Origin of the sequence: Streptomyces rubellus (assembly GCF_036323805.1) — a bacterium.
Lineage (GTDB): Bacteria > Actinomycetota > Actinomycetes > Streptomycetales > Streptomycetaceae > Streptomyces.
Genome location: NZ_JAZDCX010000002.1, coordinates 137,203 through 154,976 on the forward strand (window position 1 = coordinate 137,203; position 17,774 = coordinate 154,976).

17 protein-coding genes are annotated in these 17,774 nt (G+C 73.8%); 7 read left to right on the forward strand and 10 right to left on the reverse strand.

Annotation, left to right across the window (positions count from 1 at the left end):
* Nucleotides 1–193 precede the first annotated feature (193 nt).
* Nucleotides 194–1,315: an ADP-ribosylglycohydrolase family protein gene (locus tag V1L54_RS02985; protein WP_330116242.1), complete on the forward strand. Its 1,122-nt coding sequence runs from the start codon at nucleotides 194–196 to the stop codon at nucleotides 1,313–1,315.
* A gap of 137 nt (nucleotides 1,316–1,452) precedes the next feature.
* On the opposite strand, the gene V1L54_RS02990 is transcribed toward V1L54_RS02985, so the two are convergent.
* From V1L54_RS02990 to V1L54_RS03000, 3 genes are all read right to left on the reverse strand, one after another.
* Nucleotides 1,453–1,662: a DUF397 domain-containing protein gene (locus V1L54_RS02990; protein ID WP_330116243.1), complete on the reverse strand. Its 210-nt coding sequence runs from the start codon at nucleotides 1,660–1,662 to the stop codon at nucleotides 1,453–1,455.
* Between the two features lie 219 nt (nucleotides 1,663–1,881).
* Nucleotides 1,882–2,742, reverse strand: a complete 861-nt coding sequence (locus V1L54_RS02995; RefSeq protein ID WP_330116244.1) for a helix-turn-helix domain-containing protein — start codon at nucleotides 2,740–2,742, stop codon at nucleotides 1,882–1,884.
* Nucleotides 2,743–2,977: 235 nt separating this feature from the next.
* Nucleotides 2,978–3,757 (reverse strand): GOLPH3/VPS74 family protein, encoded by a 780-nt coding sequence (locus V1L54_RS03000; RefSeq protein ID WP_330116245.1) that lies wholly within the window; start codon nucleotides 3,755–3,757, stop codon nucleotides 2,978–2,980.
* Between the two features lie 196 nt (nucleotides 3,758–3,953).
* Here V1L54_RS03000 and V1L54_RS03005 point away from each other — a divergent pair, with 196 nt between their 5' ends.
* The 3 genes from V1L54_RS03005 (at nucleotide 3,954) to V1L54_RS03015 (ending at nucleotide 9,268) form a co-directional block, all read left to right on the forward strand.
* A complete protein-coding gene (locus V1L54_RS03005; protein ID WP_330116246.1) occupies nucleotides 3,954–6,182 on the forward strand; it encodes a D-alanyl-D-alanine carboxypeptidase in 2,229 nt (742 codons plus the stop codon).
* Between the two features lie 137 nt (nucleotides 6,183–6,319).
* The gene (locus tag V1L54_RS03010; protein WP_443076469.1) at nucleotides 6,320–8,161 is read left to right on the forward strand and encodes a DUF8823 domain-containing protein; all 1,842 of its coding nucleotides are present in this window, start codon (nucleotides 6,320–6,322) and stop codon (nucleotides 8,159–8,161) included.
* Between the two features lie 39 nt (nucleotides 8,162–8,200).
* A complete protein-coding gene (locus tag V1L54_RS03015; protein ID WP_443076456.1) occupies nucleotides 8,201–9,268 on the forward strand; it encodes a YihY/virulence factor BrkB family protein in 1,068 nt (355 codons plus the stop codon).
* Here the strand turns inward: V1L54_RS03015 and V1L54_RS03020 are convergent.
* Nucleotides 9,230–9,598 carry a DUF3618 domain-containing protein gene (locus V1L54_RS03020; protein WP_330116248.1) on the reverse strand — a complete coding sequence of 123 codons (369 nt, stop codon included), beginning with the start codon at nucleotides 9,596–9,598 and terminating at the stop codon, nucleotides 9,230–9,232. The two genes, V1L54_RS03015 and V1L54_RS03020, sit on opposite strands and share 39 nt — an antisense overlap.
* Nucleotides 9,595–10,017 carry a phage holin family protein gene (locus V1L54_RS03025; protein WP_330116249.1) on the reverse strand — a complete coding sequence of 141 codons (423 nt, stop codon included), beginning with the start codon at nucleotides 10,015–10,017 and terminating at the stop codon, nucleotides 9,595–9,597. Before V1L54_RS03025 ends, V1L54_RS03020 begins: the two co-directional genes overlap by 4 nt.
* A 504-nt stretch (nucleotides 10,018–10,521) precedes the next feature.
* On the opposite strand from V1L54_RS03025, the gene V1L54_RS03030 reads away from it, so the two are divergent.
* Together V1L54_RS03030 and V1L54_RS03035 are read left to right on the forward strand one after the other, a co-directional pair.
* On the forward strand, nucleotides 10,522–12,504 hold the full coding sequence (locus V1L54_RS03030) for a DNRLRE domain-containing protein (RefSeq protein WP_330116250.1): 1,983 nt from the start codon (nucleotides 10,522–10,524) through the stop codon (nucleotides 12,502–12,504).
* Nucleotides 12,505–12,546: 42 nt separating this feature from the next.
* Complete coding sequence (locus tag V1L54_RS03035) at nucleotides 12,547–13,422, forward strand: NAD(P)/FAD-dependent oxidoreductase (RefSeq protein ID WP_330116251.1); 876 nt, start codon at nucleotides 12,547–12,549, stop codon at nucleotides 13,420–13,422.
* Between the two features lie 22 nt (nucleotides 13,423–13,444).
* On the opposite strand, the gene V1L54_RS03040 is transcribed toward V1L54_RS03035, so the two are convergent.
* Nucleotides 13,445–13,798: a hypothetical protein gene (locus tag V1L54_RS03040; RefSeq protein WP_330116252.1), complete on the reverse strand. Its 354-nt coding sequence runs from the start codon at nucleotides 13,796–13,798 to the stop codon at nucleotides 13,445–13,447.
* A gap of 110 nt (nucleotides 13,799–13,908) precedes the next feature.
* Between V1L54_RS03040 and V1L54_RS03045 the strand changes: the two genes are divergently transcribed.
* Complete coding sequence (locus V1L54_RS03045; RefSeq protein ID WP_330116253.1) at nucleotides 13,909–14,547, forward strand: HAD family hydrolase; 639 nt, start codon at nucleotides 13,909–13,911, stop codon at nucleotides 14,545–14,547.
* A 97-nt stretch (nucleotides 14,548–14,644) separates the two neighbouring features.
* On the opposite strand, the gene V1L54_RS03050 is transcribed toward V1L54_RS03045, so the two are convergent.
* The 4 genes from V1L54_RS03050 to V1L54_RS03065 all read right to left on the reverse strand — a co-directional run bounded on the left by V1L54_RS03050 (nucleotide 14,645) and on the right by V1L54_RS03065 (nucleotide 17,659).
* The gene (locus V1L54_RS03050; RefSeq protein WP_330116254.1) at nucleotides 14,645–15,073 is read right to left on the reverse strand and encodes an LAETG motif-containing sortase-dependent surface protein; all 429 of its coding nucleotides are present in this window, start codon (nucleotides 15,071–15,073) and stop codon (nucleotides 14,645–14,647) included.
* 372 nt (nucleotides 15,074–15,445) lie between these two features.
* Nucleotides 15,446–16,225: a CBS domain-containing protein gene (locus V1L54_RS03055; protein ID WP_330116255.1), complete on the reverse strand. Its 780-nt coding sequence runs from the start codon at nucleotides 16,223–16,225 to the stop codon at nucleotides 15,446–15,448.
* A gap of 98 nt (nucleotides 16,226–16,323) precedes the next feature.
* Nucleotides 16,324–16,734 carry a hypothetical protein gene (locus V1L54_RS03060; RefSeq protein ID WP_330116256.1) on the reverse strand — a complete coding sequence of 137 codons (411 nt, stop codon included), beginning with the start codon at nucleotides 16,732–16,734 and terminating at the stop codon, nucleotides 16,324–16,326.
* Between the two features lie 256 nt (nucleotides 16,735–16,990).
* Entirely contained in the window at nucleotides 16,991–17,659 is a 669-nt protein-coding gene (locus tag V1L54_RS03065) for a methyltransferase domain-containing protein (protein WP_330116257.1), read from the reverse strand.
* Between the last annotated feature and the right edge of the window lie 115 nt (nucleotides 17,660–17,774).

Sequence of the window (17,774 nt, forward strand, 5' to 3'; positions counted from 1 at the left end):
GACGGGAAACCGGGAACCGTACCCGGTCCCGGCCGGACACCGATGTCTTTCGGCCGTCTCCACGGGATCTCCCGGCTCCCGTCGGACGACGTTCCCCCGTCCCGCGGGCGGTCGATTACAGTGCCGGACGGTGCGGACGGGGACGGCGCGGGCGCACCGGCGGACACCCGGCGGTACGGGAGGGGGCAGGACAGTGACCGCGACGGCGGGCGGTGTGTGGGGCCGCGCCGAGCAGCAGGACTTCCGCAGCCGGGTACGGGGCTGCCTGCTGGGCGGGGCCATCGGCGACGCGCTCGGCGCGGGCATCGAGTTCGACTCGCTGGAGGCCATCCGCGGCGCGCACGGCCCCGACGGGGTGACCGACTACGTGCCCGCCTACGGGCGGCGCGGCGCCGTCACCGACGACACCCAGCTGACCCTGTTCACCGTCGACGGGCTCATCCGCGCCCATGTGCGGCGCGACACCGGCGCCTGGCACCCGCCGACCGACGTGCACGCCGCGTACCGCCGCTGGGCCGCCACCCAGCGCGACTGGGGGCCGGACGAGCGCCGCAAGGAGGACGGCTGGCTGGCCCGCCAGGAGTGGCTGTACTCCCGGCGCGCCCCCGGCCGCGCCTGTCTGATGGGGCTCGCCGACGACCGGATGGGCACGCCGGCGGCGCCGAAGAACCCCGACTCCAAGGGCTGCGGCACCGTGATGCGCTCCGCGCCCTTCGGGCTGCTGGTCGGCTGGGAGCCGCAACTGGTCTTCCAGCTCGCCGTCGAGTGCGCCGCCCAGACCCACGGCCATCCCACCGGCTGCCTCGCGGCGGGCGCCTTCGCCGTCATCGTCCACACCGTCGCCCGGGGCGACAGCCTGGACGCCGGGGTGCAGCGCGCGCTGGTCCACCTGGCCACCAGGCCCGGCCACGAGGAGACCACCGACGCCCTCAAGAAGGCGCTCGGCACCGTACGCCAGGGGCTGCCGACCGCGGAGCGCGTCGAGTCGCTGGGGGAGGGCTGGACGGCGGAGGAGGCACTGGCCATCGGGGTGTACTGCGCGCTGGTCGCCGAGGACGTGCGGCACGGTCTGCTGCTCGCCGTGAACCACGGCGGCGACTCCGACTCCACCGGCTCGGTCTGCGGCAACCTGCTGGGCGCCATGCACGGGGAGACCGCCCTGCCGCCGAACTGGGTGGCCGAGCTGGAGGGCCGGGCCACGATCCTGGAGCTGGCCGACGACTTCGCCATGGAGATGACCCAGGGGCCCGCCCTCCACAACCCCTCGGTCCCGGCCGGCTCACCGGGCTGGCTGACCCGCTACCCGCGGGCCTGACGTCTCACGCACCCGGGCACGGACGCGGTCCCGGACAGGGCCGAGCCCCCTCGGCCGGGACGGCGGACCAGACGAGAGGGCTCCGATCGGCGGGCGGCGGTGCGCCGTGCCGCGCGGCCACGCGGTGGGCGGAAGGCTCAGTCCCGGGTGAACGCGCCCCGGCCGACGGCTCCCACGAACGCCGTCCACGACCGCGGGACGAAGGCCAGCGACGGCCCCTGCGGCGCCTTGGAGTCGCGTACGGCGACCGCCAGCGGTGCCGGGGACCTCACCTCCACGCACGCGCCGTTCCCCGTCGAGTGGCTGGACTTGGTCCAGCGGTCGGTCATGCCCTGTCGGATCGCCATTTCTGCTCCGGATCTCTGCCAGAAGGTGAAAACGGTGGAAAGTGTCGGGCAAACCCCCGACGTGCGGCTGACGCTACCCGTCAACCACGCCTGTCCAGCGCGCTGTTCACTCGTCCGAATGGCATATTCCAGAGGGCTCTTCACACCGGCTGTGGCGCGGTGTACGTTTACGCGCCGCGCTCGCCGTGTACCGTCGTGCGGCCGTACGGGACCCCGGGCTCAGCCCCGGGTGTACTCCTTGGCGATGCCCTCGACGAACTCCCGTGTCCGGTCGGCGCTGAGCGCCTGCGCCCGCAGGTGTTCGTACATCACGCTGTAACTGTGCACGTCCCCGGCCTTCTCCAGATAGAGGTCGCTGGTGACCCCTTCCAGATAGACCACCGTGGAGTCCGCCGCGTCCGGGAACTCCAGGATCGCGTACTGGCCGTTGACCCCCGGGTGCGCCCCCACGTCGAAGGGCATCACCTGCACCGTCACATGCGGCAGTCGGGAGAAGTCGATCAGCTGCTCCAGCTGTTCCCGCATGATCTGCCGTCCGCCGACCCGCCGGCGGAGCGCGGCCTCGTCGATCACCGCCCACAGCCGCAGCGGGTTCCTGGTGTCGTGGATGCGCTCCTGGCGGCGTATCCGCACCTTCACCCGCTTCTCGACGTCCGCCGCCGAGGCCTCCGGCAGCGCGCCCGCGACGACGGCCTCCGCGTACGCCCGGGTCTGCAGCAGGCCCGGCACCACCTGCGGTTCGTACACCCGCAGGGAGGCCGCGTCGGTCTCCAGACCGATGTAGACGCTGTACGGGATGTCGCCGAACGCATGCCACCAGCCCTGCTGTCTGGACTCCTTGGCCATCTGCATCAGCGACTCGACTATGCGCCGGTCCTCGACCTCGTAGACCCCGCACAGATCCCGGACGTCCCGCTGGCTGATGCTGCGGCGGCCGTTCTCCAGCCTGCTGATCTTGGACTGGGAGACCAGCAGCCGCTCGGCGACCTCCTCCGCCGTCATGCCCTTGAGCTCGCGGAGCCGGCGCAGCTCCTGGCCGAGCCGGCGACGTCTGACGGTGGGGTTGACGTTGGACGCCACAGTGCGCGCACCTCCGCTGATCCTCAACAGGACTGTTTCTCAAGCAGGTTGCCACCAACGATGACGGTTCCGCCGGGAAATGGCCACAGAGGGTACGTGCACACGAGCGCGGGGTGGCGGTCCACCGGCCGGAAACGGCCGTGGACCGCCACCCCGCGCTCGTCGCTCCCGCCATCGGGCCCGGCCGGAATCCACGGAGGGAATCCGGCGCGTCGCACCGGTGACGGACGTCGGGTCAGCGGACGCCCGCGCGGGCCATTCCGCCACGACGTGCCTGCCCGGGCAGCTGCGGTGGCGCGGACGCCCTCGCGACCGACCGGCCGCCCGGACCACCCGCGCCGCCCGGAGCACCCGCGCCGGCCCTGCCCGGAGCGGTGCGGCGCGGCTGCGCCGCCACTCCGTTCTGCACGTCCATCACGGCGTGCGCGACAAGGCCGCCCATCGGGTCGTGCCTGATCAGATCCCGCAGCCTGGAACGGGAGGACCGCCCCTCGTTGCCGGGATACAGGTGCTTGCCGAGACCGACCGCGTGAGCCAGGGCGGCGAGCGCCGCGGTCCGCGGGTCCGGCGGAACGCCGGTGCGGATCGCGCTGTCGAGCCGGGCCTTTATCTCCCGGCTGACCACGTTGTCCGTCGCCTGGTAACGAGTCGTGGGCAACACCCCGCACATCTGGCTCGAAACGGCATGCACCATGCCGCAGCGCTCCAGGTGTGTGAGATAGGTTTGGCGCAGCCCGAGCCTGGGCCCGCCGATCCAGTGGACCGCGCGTACGGGGCTGCCGCGCCTGCGCAGCAACTCCAGCGCGGAGTCCAGTGTCGGATCTCCGGTCGGCCGTGGCAGCACCACGGCGATGCGATCCCCGTCAGGGGCTATCCGTCCTGCGAGAGCCAGCTCGACGAGCTGGGCCCCGGCCAGGCCGAGGTCGAGCGACTGCGGCTGCGCCGTGGTACCCGTGGTCGGGTCCAAGGCCAGCAGCAGAAGCTCCTCCGGAAGTGTTCTGCGGCTCCTGCCCATCCATGCCTCCCCGCGTGGATGCATGACAGGGTGACCCCTCTCACAGAGGTCTGTCGAGAGTGCCTGAGTGGTTTGTCATGGAACCGGTAGGTATGTCGTTACCGTCTGGCAATTTAGCGGCCCTCCGGAGCCGCGAAACGGTGCCCGAGTGCCGGGGGAGGAACGGCGCTCAGGACACTGTTTACTGATATGACGAGTGGCCAACGGCAAGCAGGAGGTCTCGGTGGCGGGCAAGTCCCCCGACAGGTCGGAGCAGCAGATGTCGTCGGGGGAGAAGACGACGGAGAGGGTGGGAACGGTTCCCAAACCGGCGCGTGATCCTCGCATCGCGTTGAGTCAGCCCTCTCCGGACGCGGGGGAGACCGGCCCGGACGCCGGAAGAGCCGGGAGCGCCGGTGCCGGTGCCGGTGACGACGAGGGCGAGAGGCCGGCGCCGAACGGCGCGGTGTCCACGAGGACCGCCGGCGGGCCGGACGAGGAGACGGCCGGGGAGACGGCTGAGGAGGCCGCCGGGGGAGAGGCGCCCGAGGAGACTCCCGGCGAGGGGGCCGGGGACACCGGGAGCGGGAGCGGCACCGACGACGGTGCCGTCTCCGACGGAGCCGGTGAGGACGTGGGGGCGGCGGATGCCGCGGACCGCGACGCGTCCGAGGGTGCAGAGGGCGTCGCCGGGGACACCGGCGGGACCGGGGACGAAGAGTCCGGTCCGGAGGGTTCGGAACCGGTGGTGGACCAGAGGACGGCGGTCTTCCGGGTGCCGCGGGACCGTTCGGAGGTGGACGGCGAGGACCCGGACGGGGGCGCCGCCACCGAGGACGGTGCCGCCGGGGACACCGGCGGGACCGAGGACGTGCCGGAGGCCGCCCCCGCGGACACCGGAACGGTCGACCAGCCCACCGCGGTCTTCCGGGCAGTGCCTCCCGCAACCGGCACCGCAACCGACGCCGGACCGTCCGCGGAACCGGATAAGGAGGGGAAGGCGGAGACCGGGGCGGAGCGGACGAGCCGGTTCGTACCGCTGAAGTCCGCCGACGGACCCCGGACGTCCGGGCCCGCCGCGGTGACATCCGGGGAACCCGGGAAGTCCGGGGAGCCCTCGGACACCGGGCTGCCGGAGGCCGAGCGGACGAGGCAGCAGCCGCTGCCCCCGCACCGCCCCCTGGAACTGCTGGCCGAGCTGACGAACAAGCCCGCCCCGCCGCCGACCCCGCTCCGTACCGCCCTGCGGCGCCTCAAGATCTGGTCGCCGCTCGCCGTGCTGCTGGCGATCGCCTTCTGCGTGGCGCAGCTGCTGCGTCCGCTGCCCGCGCCGGAACTGGTCCTCACCGCCGACCCCACCTACTCCTTCGAGGGCGACGAGCCCTCCCTGGCCTGGCCCCCGGAGGGGCAGGCCGTGGTGGAGGTCGAGGGGCTCGGCTCGCTCGGCTCCTACGGCGAGGAGAAGCCGGTGCCGATAGCGAGCGTGGCGAAGGTGATGACCGCGTACATCCTCCTGCGCGACCACCCCTTCGAGGAGGGGACGGAGGGCCCCATGATCCCCGTGGACGAGAAGGCCGAGGAGGAGGCGGGGCTCAGCGCCGAGGGCGAGTCCACCGTGGAGGTCGAGGCGGGCGAGGAGATCTCCGCCAAGGAGGCGCTCAACGCCCTGATGCTGGCCTCCGCCAACAACGTGGCGCGGCTGGTGGCCCGCTGGGACGCGGGTTCCGAGAAGGCGTTCGTCGAGAAGATGAACGACACCGCGAAGGAACTCGGGATGACCAACACCACCTACACCGACGCCAGCGGGCTGCGCAAGGACACCGTCAGCACGGCCGCCGACCAGGTGAAGCTGGGCAAGAAGGTGATGGACTTCGAGCTCTTCCGGGAGGTCGTCAAGCAGCCGTCCTACACCGACCGCAACGGCACCGCGCACAGCAACTGGAACCGCCTCGTCCCGTACAACAACGCCGTGGGCATCAAGACCGGCACCACCACCGCGGCCGGCGGCAACCTGCTCTTCGCCGGTGAGAAGGAGATCGGCGGCACCACCCAGCTGATCATCGGCGCCGTCTTCGGGCAGCACAAGCCGCCGATCATCGACACCGTCGTCAGCGAGAGCCGGGAGCTGCTGGTCTCCGTGCAGGGGGTCCTGGAGGCGGAGAAGATCGTCGCGAAGGGCGATGTGGTCGGCTACGTGGACGACGGCCTCGGCGGCCGTACCGAGGTGGTCGCCACCGAGGACGTCACGGCGGTCGGCTGGCCCGGTCTGGAGGTCGAGCTCGGCCTGACCGACGGCGGCAAGGCCGTGCCGGGCGAGGCGGCACCGGGCGAGACCGTCGGCGTCCTGACCGTGGGCAGCGGGCCGGGCCAGGTGAAGGTGCCGGTGGCGCTCCGGGAGGAGCTGGCCGAACCGGGCACCGGGGCGCGCCTCACCCGCGTCCTGTAGGGCGCGTACGCGATGCGCCCGGCGCGCACGGTGCGCCCGGGGCGAGAGGGACGCTGTGGTCCGGGGCCGGGTCCGGCCCCGGATCCCGGCCGGCCGCCGCCGGCGGGGGGAGACCGAGACAGGAGTTACGGGACGTGGTGAGCGAAGCGGGGCCCCTGCGCCCGTACCGCACCCTTCGGCGGTTCCTCGCCGAGGCCGCCGGCCGGGCCCTCCGTACCGCGCGCGTCGCGGGCCCGGCCGGTACGGCGACGGTCGTCGGCACGCTGCTGTTCGCCGCCGTACTGCATCTGCTGTGGTTCCTGCTGTTCGCCAACAGCGGCGGCGACCTGGCCGCGCAGGACGCCTGGGCGGAGTTCGTCGGCCGGTATCCGCGCTCCGCGTACAACCTGGCCTGGTACGGGGGGATGCACCCGGTCTCCTACAGCGTCCTCTCGCCGTATCTGATGGCGGTCCTCGGGGTGCGGGCCACCATGATCGTCGCCGGGACGCTCTCCGCGGGGCTGCTGGCGCTGATCCTGGTCCGCTCCCCGCTGCGCCGGCCGCTGCCGGTCGCGCTGTTCGGCGCCTTCGCCCTGACCTGCAACGCCGTCTCGGGGCGGGTCACCTTCGGGCTGGGAACGCTGTTCGCGCTGGGCGCGGTGGCGGCGATCTGGGCCTGGCCGCCGCGGTGGCGGCACCGCCGCTGGGCCCGGGTGGTGACGGCCGCGGTGCTGTCCGGCCTGGCGACGGCGGGCAGTCCGGTGGCCGGGCTGTTCCTGATGGTGGTGGCCGCCGGGCTGCTGCTCCAGGGCCGGTGGCGGGTGACGGTCGCGCTGGCGCTCCCGCCGCCCGTGGTGGTCGTCACCTCCGCGCTCCTCTTCCCCTTCCACGGCGAGCAGCCGATGCCGCCGGCCTCGCTGATCTTCCCGGTGCTCTGCTCGGCGGCGGTGTGGGCGCTGGCGCCGCGCGACTGGCGCACGGCCCGGCTCGGGGCGGCGGTGTACGGGCTGGGCGTGGTCGCCACCTGGGCGATCCCCTCGCAGGTCGGCTCCAACGTGGAGCGGCTGGCGCTGATCTTCGGCAACGTGGTGCTGCTGGCGCTGCTGACCGAGCGGGTGGTCGCCCCCGCGGCCGGGCGCCCCTGGTGGCACACGCGCCGCTGCACCGCGCTGCTGCTGGTCTTCACCACGATCCTGGGCTGGCAGCTCTTCAAACCGGTGTGGGACGTGGTGCGCACCACCCCGGACGCCGCCTGGGCGCGCGAGCTGGCCCCGCTGGTGGACCGGCTCCAGCGGGTGGACGCCGAGCGCGGCCGGGTCGAGGTCGTCCCCGTGCGCAGCCACCGCGAGGCGTCCGCCCTGGTGCCGTACGTCAACCTCGCCCGCGGCTGGAACCGGCAGGCCGACACCGAGCGCAACCCCCTCTTCTACGACGACGACGTCCCGCTCACCGCGGACTCCTACCGCCGCTGGCTGGACCGCTGGGCGGTGCGCTACGTGGTGCTGCCCAGCGACGACCCGGACGGCGCGGGCGAGGCGGAGGCCGAGCTGGTGCGCGGCGGGCTGCCGTACCTGGAGGAGATCTGGTCGGACGCCAACTGGCGGCTGTACCAGGTCGTCGACCCGGTGCCGATGGCCGATCCGCCCGCCGAGGTCGTACGGGCCGCCGCGGAGGGGGTGGAGGTGTCCGTGCCCGAGCCGGGGGAGGTGCGGGTCCGCATCCCCTGGTCACCGTGGCTGGGGCTGGTGGACGAGGAGGGGAAGCCGGTCGCGCCGCCGGGGGAGGGCGAACCGAACACGGCGGGCTGCCTGCGGGCGGCCGAGCCGGTGACCGAGGGCCGGCAGGACGGCGGCAACGTCGGCGACGGCGAGGACGAGCCGCCGGCCGACGAGTGGACGGTGCTGGAGGCGCCCGCCCCCGGCACCTACCGGATCGCCGCCCCCTACCGGCTGCCGCGCGGCACCCCGTGCCCGGCGGCGGAGGAGCGCGGGGCGGACTGAGCCCGGCCCGGTGAGGCCCGGCGCGGCGCGGGACCGCACATGACCCGGCCCGCACCGGTAATCCGTAAGTCCATGGCGAACACGTGGTGGGCCCTGCTGCGCGGCACGGTCAAGGAGTTCCTGGACGACGAGATCCCCGACCGGGCGGCGACGCTCACCTACTACGGTGTGCTGTCGATCTTCCCGGCACTGCTGCTGCTGGTCTCGCTGCTGGGCACGGTCGGCGAGCGGGCGACCGAGACCATCCTGGAGAACCTGGAGCAGCTCGCCCCCGGCCCGGCCCGCGAGATCCTGTTCGACGCCGTGGACGAGCTGCAGCGCGGCACCGGCGGCGGCGTCCTGGCGATCATCAGCCTGCTGACCGCGATCTGGGCGGCCTCCAGCTACGTGGCCGCGTTCATCCGCACCGCCAACCACGTCTACGACATCCCCGAGGGCCGCCCGGTGTGGAAGCTCACCCCGCTGCGGATCGGCGTCACGCTGGTGCTGATGGTGCTGCTCGCGCTGAGCGCGGTGATCGTGGTGTTCACGGGCGGGATCGCGGAGAAGGTCGGGAAGGTCGTCGGCCTGGGCGACCAGGCGCTGCTGGTGTGGTCGATCGCCAAGTGGCCGGTGCTGGTGCTGCTGGTGGCGGCGATCATCAGCACGCTGTACTGGTCGGCGCCCAACGCCCGGCTGCGGGGGCTGCGGATGGCGCCCGGCAGCGTGCTCGCCGTGCTGCTGTGGCTGGTCGCCTCGGCGGGCTTCGCGCTCTACACCGCGAACTTCGGCTCGTACAACAAGACCTACGGCACGCTCGCCGGGGCCGTCATCTTCCTGGTGTGGCTGTGGCTGTCGAACCTGGCCATCCTGCTCGGTCTGGAGCTGGACGCGGAGCTGGCCCGTCGGCGGGCGTACGCCAACGGGCTGCCGCGCGGGGAGGAGCCGTACGTGGAGCCGCGCGACACCGCCAAGTGGCCGCGCGCGCTCCGGCTGGAATTCAAGCGCCGCCGCCGGGAGCGGCGCCACGCCGCGGACAAGACCGCGGACGGCGCCGGGGGCGGCGGGGACGACGGGTCGCCCGTCGGCTCAGCGGTGGGGAAGAAACGCGACCAGCCGGCGGACTGAGCCCGGCACCTCCCCGTTGTGCCGCGCCAGATACGGCCGGGGCCGCTGCCACCGGTGCCGGTGGCGCAGCGCCAGGGCCGCCAGGGCGAGGGCCAGCACGAGACCGCCGCCCGCGGCCAGCGGCCGGGCCCCGCGCCGCCCGGCCTGCGCCGCCTGCGCGGCCTTGCGCCGCGCGTGCTTCTTGACGTCGGTCCGGGCGGCCAGCTCCTCGAGGGTGTCGCCGAGCTCCCGGCGGGTCCGCTCGATACGGGCGCGCAGCTCCGCCGGGGTGTCCGGGTCGGCGGGGATGCCGGGGACGCCGGAAGCACCGGGATCGCTCGGAGCGCTCATCGCCGCACCCTCCCCCTGATCTCGTCGAAGTCCTCGTGCATGCCCCGGATCGCGCCCTCCGGCTTCACCGGCGCGGCCTTGCGCACCTCCTGCCTGCCCAGCAGCGCCAGCAGCCCGGCGACCAGGAACAGCACCACCATCACGACCAGGGCCGACAGCCACACCGGCCACACCACGGACAGCCCGGCGATCGCGCACGCGATCCCCGCCTGCACCCCGAGGAAGGCGACCACCGCGGCGGCGCCCAGCATCCCGCCGCCCAGTCCGGCCCGTTTGCCCTTCTCGGTCATCTCCGTCCGGGCGAGCTGCATCTCCTCCCGTACGAGCTGCGACATCTGCGCGGTGGCGCGTGCCACCAGCTCACCGACGGAGTGTTCGCTCCCGTTCCGGTGTCCGTCCATCCGATGCATCGTGCTCATCGTCGTTGCGCTCCCCTCGTGGGTCACCGCTGCGAGTACCTCCGCTCACGGTCGGCTAATCATGTGTCACCCGATCGTCAGTCCGGGCCGCCGTGCGGGCGCGGCCGGACCGGCGGTCCGGGGGCGTGCGCAACAGGCCATTCCCGTTCCCGCCCGGCCGGGCGGGAACGGGAATGGCGCGCCTCCCCGCGCCTCCCCGCGCTTCCCCGTGTTTCCCCGTACCCGCGGGCCGTCCCGGCCGTCCCGCCGGTCCCGTCCGTACCGCCAACCGGCGGTGCGGGCGCGGTACGAGACGGCCCATACCGGGGCGAGCGCGGTACCCGGGGCGGTACGGCGATGGCCGGTTGGCGCCGGTCGCCCCCGCAGGTCCTCTTGCCCGGGGGCACCGGCCCCCCTAGGAAGACTGGCGACGCGGGCGGGCGCAGGTGCCGCCGGACGTGTCCTCCGGCCGTGCGACCGGCTCCGCTCCCCCCGGCGGGCGAGCGGGCGGAGAGGAGCTGAGACATGTCAGGACTGTGGGGGCGGGACCGATTACGGGACCGGCGGCGGAAGCGGCCGCGAAGACGCGCGCTGCCCCGGCTGGCCGTGGGGGCGGCCCTGGCCGTGGCGGTGCCGGGCACCCTCGCCGTCCCGGCGGACGCCCGCACCGCCGGACCGCCGGGCCCGCCGCCCACCGCCGCGGCCTCCGCACCGGCGGCCGACGGGTCCGCCCAGGCCGCCGAGACGGCCCGGGCGCGGGCCGAGGCCCGCCGCACCGGGAAGCCCGTCGAGCTGCCCTCGCGCACCACGGAGACCGCCCGCACCGTCGTCAACCCCGACGGCACCCACACCACCACCCTGACGCCCGGGCCCGAACGCGTCCGGCGCGACGGGCGGTGGCGGCCGGTGGACGCGACCCTCGTCCGGCGCGGCGGACGCGTCGAGGCCCGCAGCCACCCCGGGAACCTCACCCTGGACGCGGGCGGCGGCGAGCGCCCCCGCTCCCTCGCGGCGGCCGGCGAGGCCGCCCCGCGCGACCTGGTCACCCTCGGCACGGGCGAGGACGAGATCACCCTCCAGTGGCGGGGCGGCCTGCCCGTGCCGGTGCTGGCGGGCACCACCGCCCGCTACCCGGACGCCGTACCCGGCGCGGACGTGCTGGTGGAGGCCACCCGCACCGGCTTCGAGCAGTTCGTGGAGATCAGGCGCCGCCCGGACACCGGCCGCTACTCCTACACCCTGCCCGTCCGGACCGAGGGCCTGCGGGCCGCGGCGCAGGCGGACGGCTCGGTGCTGTTCACCGACGCCGTCACCGGACGGCAGCGGGCGGTGCTGCCCGCGCCGGTGATGTGGGACGCGGCCGTGGACCCGGTCTCCGGCGAGCACACCCGCCGCGCGCCGGTGGACATGGCGGTGATCGAGCGCGGCCCGGGCGCGGTCGACCTGGTCCTCACCCCCGACGCGGACTTCCTCGCCGACCCCGCCACCCGCTACCCCGTCACCGTCGACCCCGGCGCCGCGGAGCTGGGCGCGGCCTTCGACACCTACGTGCAGCAGGGCGAGACGGCCGACTGGTCCGGCGACACCGAACTCGACTTCGGCAACCCGGGCACGGTCAACGCCGACGGCACCCCCCGGACCGCCCGGTCGTTCATCCAGTGGGACTCCGGCGGCCTCGCGGGCGCCAACGTCTTCTCGGCCGAACTGGCGCTGTGGAACTTCCACTCCGGCAACACCGACTGCGAGCCGTACCACTGGAGCCTGTGGTCCACCGGCGCCCCGTCCCGCTCCTCGCGGTGGGACCGGCAGCCCGACTGGACGGAGCTGTACGCCTCCTCCGCCGCGACCAGGGGCAACCCGGCCTGCGGCGAGCCCGGCTGGATCACCGCCGACGCCACCGACCTGGTGCAGTCCTGGGCCTACCGGCGGACCAGCCGCGGTTACCTGGGCATCCAGTCCAACACCGACGACGTCGGGGGCTGGAAGCGCGTCAACTCCTCCGAGCACCCCGAGAACCAGCCCAGACTGACCGTCACCTACAACACCCCGCCGGCGACCGCCTTCGGCCGGATGGCCGGGCCGCCGTTCACGCAGGACGGCGACGGGGTGTGGCCGGTGGACACCCTGACCCCGACCCTGCGGGCCACCGTCTTCGACGCCGACGGCGACCGGGTGGACACGGCCTTCGAGGTCTACGACACCCGGACCGGCCGGCTGATCGCCGTCCTGGAGACCGGACCGCGGGAGTCCGGGCAGACCGTCGACGTCGTGGTGCCGCCGGGACGGCTGGCGGACGGCGGCACGTACACGTTCCGGACCCAGAGCCACGACGGGACGCACTACCACCCCGACTGGTCCGCCGAGGTGCCGTTCACCGTCGTCCTGCCGTCCGAGGAGCCCCCGGACGACTGCGAACCGCCCCCGGACGACGGCGAGGACCCGCCCCCGGACGACGGCTGCGAACCGCCGCCCGGTGACGGCGGCGACCCGCCGGACGGGGACCGGTGAACCGGTGACCTCCCCGGCACCGGGGCGGGCCGGGGCGGAGCCGTGGCCGCCCGCCGCCCCGGTGCCGGGGACTCCGCTCCGGCCCTGCCGCACGCCGTGGTGATCGGCGCCGGCATCGCGGGCCTGACGGCGGCCCGCGCGCTCGCCGACACCTGCGACCGGGTCACCGTGCTCGACCGCGATGTCCTGCCCGCCGTCCCGGCACCCCGCCGGGGCACCCCGCAGAGCCGCCACCTGCACGTGCTGCTCGCGCGCGGCGCCCAGGCCCTCGACGAACTGTTCCCCGGCTTCCTGGCCGAGCTGGCCGAGGCCGGGGCCGTACGCGCCGACACCCAGGGCGACGCCCACTGGTACCTCGACGGCCACCGCGTCCGCCGGGCGCCCTCCGGACTGATGTCGTACGGCGTCAGCCGCCCCCTGCTGGAGCACCGGGTGCGCGAACGCGTCGCCGACCTCGGCAACGTCACGCTCCTGCCGTCGACCGAGGTGCTCGGCCCGGTCACCACACCCGACCGCGCCCGGATCACGGGCGTGCGGACGCGCCCGCGCACCGGCGGCACCGACGCCGGCCTCGTCGTCGACGCCTCCGGCCGCGGTTCCCGCGCCCTGCACCGGCTGGCCGAGCTGGGGCACCCGCTGCCCGCGAAGACGGAGGTGCGCGCCGACATCGTCTACGTCACCCGCCACTTCCGGCGCGAGCCCCACCACCTCGACGGCCGGAAGGCCGCGGCGATCGTGGGCTGCCCCGGGCAGCCGCGCAGCGGAGCCGTGATCACGGTGGAGGGAGACCGCTTCGCGGTCGTCCTGCGGGTCGTCCACATGGTCGAGCCGCCCACCGCGCTCCCGGCCCCCGGCCGGATGCTGCGGGCGCTGCGCGCCGCGCGCCGGGCCGCCGCCCCCGGGACGGCCGGAGGCTGACCGCTCCCGGCTCGCCCCCGCACTACTCCTGGTACACCGGCGGCTCGGTGGCCCCCAGCCAGGCCAGCCCGCCCCACACCAGCGCCGCCGCCACGGCCAGCGCCGTACCGGCCGACAGCGCCCGCCGCACCGCGGCGCGTTCCACCCGGCCGTCCAGCACGCCGTGCATCAGCAGCAGGGCGGCGACCGCGGCGGCGGGCACGCCGAGCACCAGCAGCGGCAACTCGACGTAGAGCACGCTCAGATCCCGGCCCTCGCCCTCGAAGCCGCCCTTGAGATGGCGCTCGGCGCCGATCGTCCACGCGACCAGCCCCGTGCCCGCGCCGAGTCCCATCAGGTATCCGGCCTCGGCCGGTAGTACGGTCCGTCTCTCCACACGGAAAGGACGCGGGCTCCCGGCCCGGAAGTTCCTGCCCACCTGCGTGTTTCTCGCCGGGCCCCGCCGCACCCCTGCCCCGGGCGCCGTTCCGCCGTAGGCTGGTGCGGGTGATCAGAGCCGTCGCCTTCGACATCGGCGAGACCCTCGTCCGCGACGACCGGTACTGGGGAGGCTGGGCCGACTGGCTCGGTGTGCCCCGGCACACCATGGCCGCCCTGGTCGGCGCCGTCGTCGGGCAGGGCCGGGACAGCGGCGACGCCCTGCGGCTGCTGCGGCCGGGAATCGACATCGGCGCCGAGTACCGCGCCCGGGAGGCCGCCGGGCGCGGTGAGCACCTGGACGAGGGCGACCTCCACCCCGACGTCCGCCCCGCCCTGGCGGCGCTGCGCGAGGCCGGGTACCGCGTCGTCGTCGCCGGGAACCAGACCGCCCGTGCCGGACAGCTCCTGCGCGCCCTCGACCTCCCGGCCGACGCCGTCGCCACCTCGGACGAGTGGGGCGTGGCCAAGCCGTCGGCCGGCTTCTACGCCCGTGTCACCGAACTCGCCGGCGCGGCCCCGCACGAGATCGTGTACGTCGGCGACCACCCGGTCAACGACGTGGCCCCGGCCAAGGCGTACGGCCTGCGCGTCGCCCATCTGCGGCGCGGGCCCTGGGGCCACCTGTGGGCGGGCACCCCCGAGGCGGAACCGGCCGACTGGCACATCGACTCCCTGCACGAACTGCGGGACCTCCTCACGCCCTGACCCGCACCCGCCACCGCCCACCACACACGGAGGCGGCCTCCCGGGATGTCCCGGGAGGCCGCCTCCGCGTGCCTCCGCAGGCCGTTGCCGCGGCCGGTCAGTCGGTGGTGGCGCGGCGCCTGCGGGCCGCGACCAGCCCGACCCCGGCCAGCAGCACGGCCACACCTGCCCCGGCGATGTAGGGCGTGGTGTCGTCGCCGCCGGTCTCGGCCAACTCCGTGCCGCCCTGCTCCTGGCCGGTGCTCTCCTCGGCGCCGGAGGACTCCTCGCCGCCCTTGCTCTTCTCCTCCTCCGGGGCCGGGACGAAGTCGGCCGGCGGCTTGTCGCAGCCGATGCCGTCCCCGTCGCGGTCCAGGTGGGTGCCGTAGTGCGGGCTGCTCGCCGGGATGTTGGAGTGACCGGCGTCGTAGGCCGCGGTGCAGTTCTTGAACGGGTTTCCCCCGCCGTGGGCGGCGGCGGTGACGGACGGCAGGACGGCCAGCGCCACGGCGCTGACGGCGACGGCGGCGGGCTTGATGAGCTTCACGATGGTGCCCCTTGTTGAACCGGAAACGAACTTGCGTCGCCGAACGTATCCACTCCATCTCTCTCCGTCAGGAGAACTTGCGCACGGTGATGAGAACGTGACCATCCGTCAGGCGCGCCGAACAGGCCACGCGCGGGAAAGGCGACGGTGTCGGCGTCGCTCCCTGGCGCAGTGACGGAACCACACCGGGTGAACGACGGAACGGATGCCGGGTTGACCGCAGCCGCGGACGTACCGCCACCGAGACCGTGTGGGCGGCACGGGACGTGGACTTCACCGCCCGGGCGGTGAAGTCGTGTGCGCCGGCTCCGCGTCACCGAGGCCCGGGCCGGCCGGCCCGGGCAGTCGACGGCAGGACGGCCCGCTTCGCGGTCAGCCTCCGTACTCGCGCAGTAGGACGATCATGTTTCGGACCTTCTGGACCGCGTCCGCCGGGAGCGGATCGGGATTGAAGTGCATGACGTCGTTCCTGACCCTCCTGATTTCGTCCAGGTGCTTGACGAACACCTTCCTGTCCAGCGGCCAGCCCAGCCGGTCCCACAGCTCCTGCTTCTCCAGGACGCGTTGGTAGTCGCCCATGGACAGATCATGGAACGACACGACCTTCCTCGACCCTTCCGGATCGCACAGGGACGTGACGTCGGCGAGATCGAAGTGCCGTGTGATGATCCGGCGCAGCCGCTGGTCGAGTTCACCGATCAGCAGGAACGGACCGGCCAGTGAGCCGTAGGCCATGGCGAGATCGCTGACCGTGAGGATTCCGCTGATCTCCTGTCGCCGGTTCCTGACGAGGACGAAATCGGACTCCACCAGCTTCGGGAGGACATCGATGAGGTCGTCGCCGCAGGAGACCTCCTGCGCCTGGGTGATCGCGTCGGAGAAGGGGGCCTCCGGCCTGGCATGCCGGGCGCGGGCGATGGACCTCCAAGTGACGGCGCCGTACTGGGACCGCCCGCTGAGCACGGGAAGCTGCGAGTAGCCGTTGATGGCCATGATGGTGATGGCCTGCTCGTACGTGGCGTTCGGCGTCACGCTGACGACTCCGGAGAGCGCGGCAGGGAGACTGTCCACGGTGAGCCTCGCTCTGGGCTCACCGCCGTCGCCGGTCCGGGCCGCCTCGGCGGCGCGGGTGTCCGTGGGTGGCTTCGTCATGCTGTCCTCGCTCTCCTGCCTGAGTGTGGTCGCGCAGCCGCACTCAGACCACCAGCTCACCAGCTCACTCACGGTGAGCGGCAGGGGGGTGGCCCGCGCTATGCGGCGGGCTGCCTGCGGGCGAGCCGGTAGACGAGGTACGTCAGGCCGAGGATGACGTCCACGGCCACCCACAAGCCGATGATCAGCCCGACGCCGATCGCGGTGCCGACGTCCCCGGCGCTCTCGCAGAGCTCCAGTTCGTCGCCGGTGAGCCCGGCACATTCGGCCGGGATGCCGCTGTTCCCGGCGATCCCCGTGATGACCCAGATCAGGAACAGCGCCTGGACGGCCAGGAAGAACCAGAAGAAGACGCGGTGCCGCTTCCGTGCCGGGCGCGTCGGCGCGTATCCGGGAGGCGGTCCGTTCCACGGGGGCGGCTGAGCGGGCGGGACGGAAGCGCCGGAACCGGCCGGAGGCCGGGACTGTGAGGACGACTGGTTGTGCCGGGAGGGGCGGAGCCTGCTCATTCTCTGCTCCTTGCATCTATTACGCCCATATTGCTCCCGGAATGCCGGAAACGGAACAGGGGGTGCCGTGGCCGGAAGGGCGCGTCCTCCGGCGTGCCGCGTCGGGGCCTGGTCGGTGACCGCGGCGGCCGCGGCCGTTTCCTTCCCCCGGCCCTCCCAGGGGCGATCCCTTGGAGCGTCCGAAGGGAAAACAGCGGTAGGCGCCAGGCACAGGGGCTCGGTACCGAGCCCCTGTGCGGCCTCCGGCACCTGGCCCTCAGGTGGGGCACTCGGCCATGACGACCACGCTCGGCCCGCTGTGCTCGTCCGCGGGGAGCCGGAGTTCGGCGACCGGACGCAGTCCGGCCTGCTCGATCAGGTCCACGAACTGTTCCGGCCGCCACTTGTGCGTCGTCCAGCGAACGCGCACACCTCCGTAGGCCTCGGTGCGCACCGCGTCCTCGTCGCCGACGTGTGTCCCGGTGATGAAGTGGCCGCCCGGCTTCAGGGCGCGCGCGAACAGGGCGAGGACCTGGGGAAGGACGTCGCGGGGGAGGTTGAACAGCGACCACCACCCGAGTACGCCCCCGAGGGACGCTTCCGCCAGGTCGAGGTCGGTGGCGGAGGCGACGCTGAAGCGGCACTGCGGATGAAGACGGCGCGCGTTCTCGATCATGCGGGGCGAGAGATCGACCCCGGACACGTCGAGTCCGCGTTCGGCGAGGTAGGCGGTCACCGTTCCGGGCCCGCAGCCGACGTCGAGGACAGGACCGAGCCCGCTCACCGTGTCGGCGAAGGCGTCGATCGACGCCTTGAGCCACGGATGGCGGCGGATGTCGCCGACTCCCGTCGTCACCACCATGTGGGCGTAGTTGTCAGCCACCCGGTCATAGGACTCACGGACCACGTCGAGATCGGCCGGGCGGTCGATGCGGGGTGTGGGCATCGGCCAACAATAGGGCGGTGGCCCTGGAGAGCGTAGGCCCGACTGCCGGGCCAGACAGGGGATTTCGGTAGGCGGGGCCGTGACCTCCGTACCGGAGCCTTCCGTGTGGTGGCTC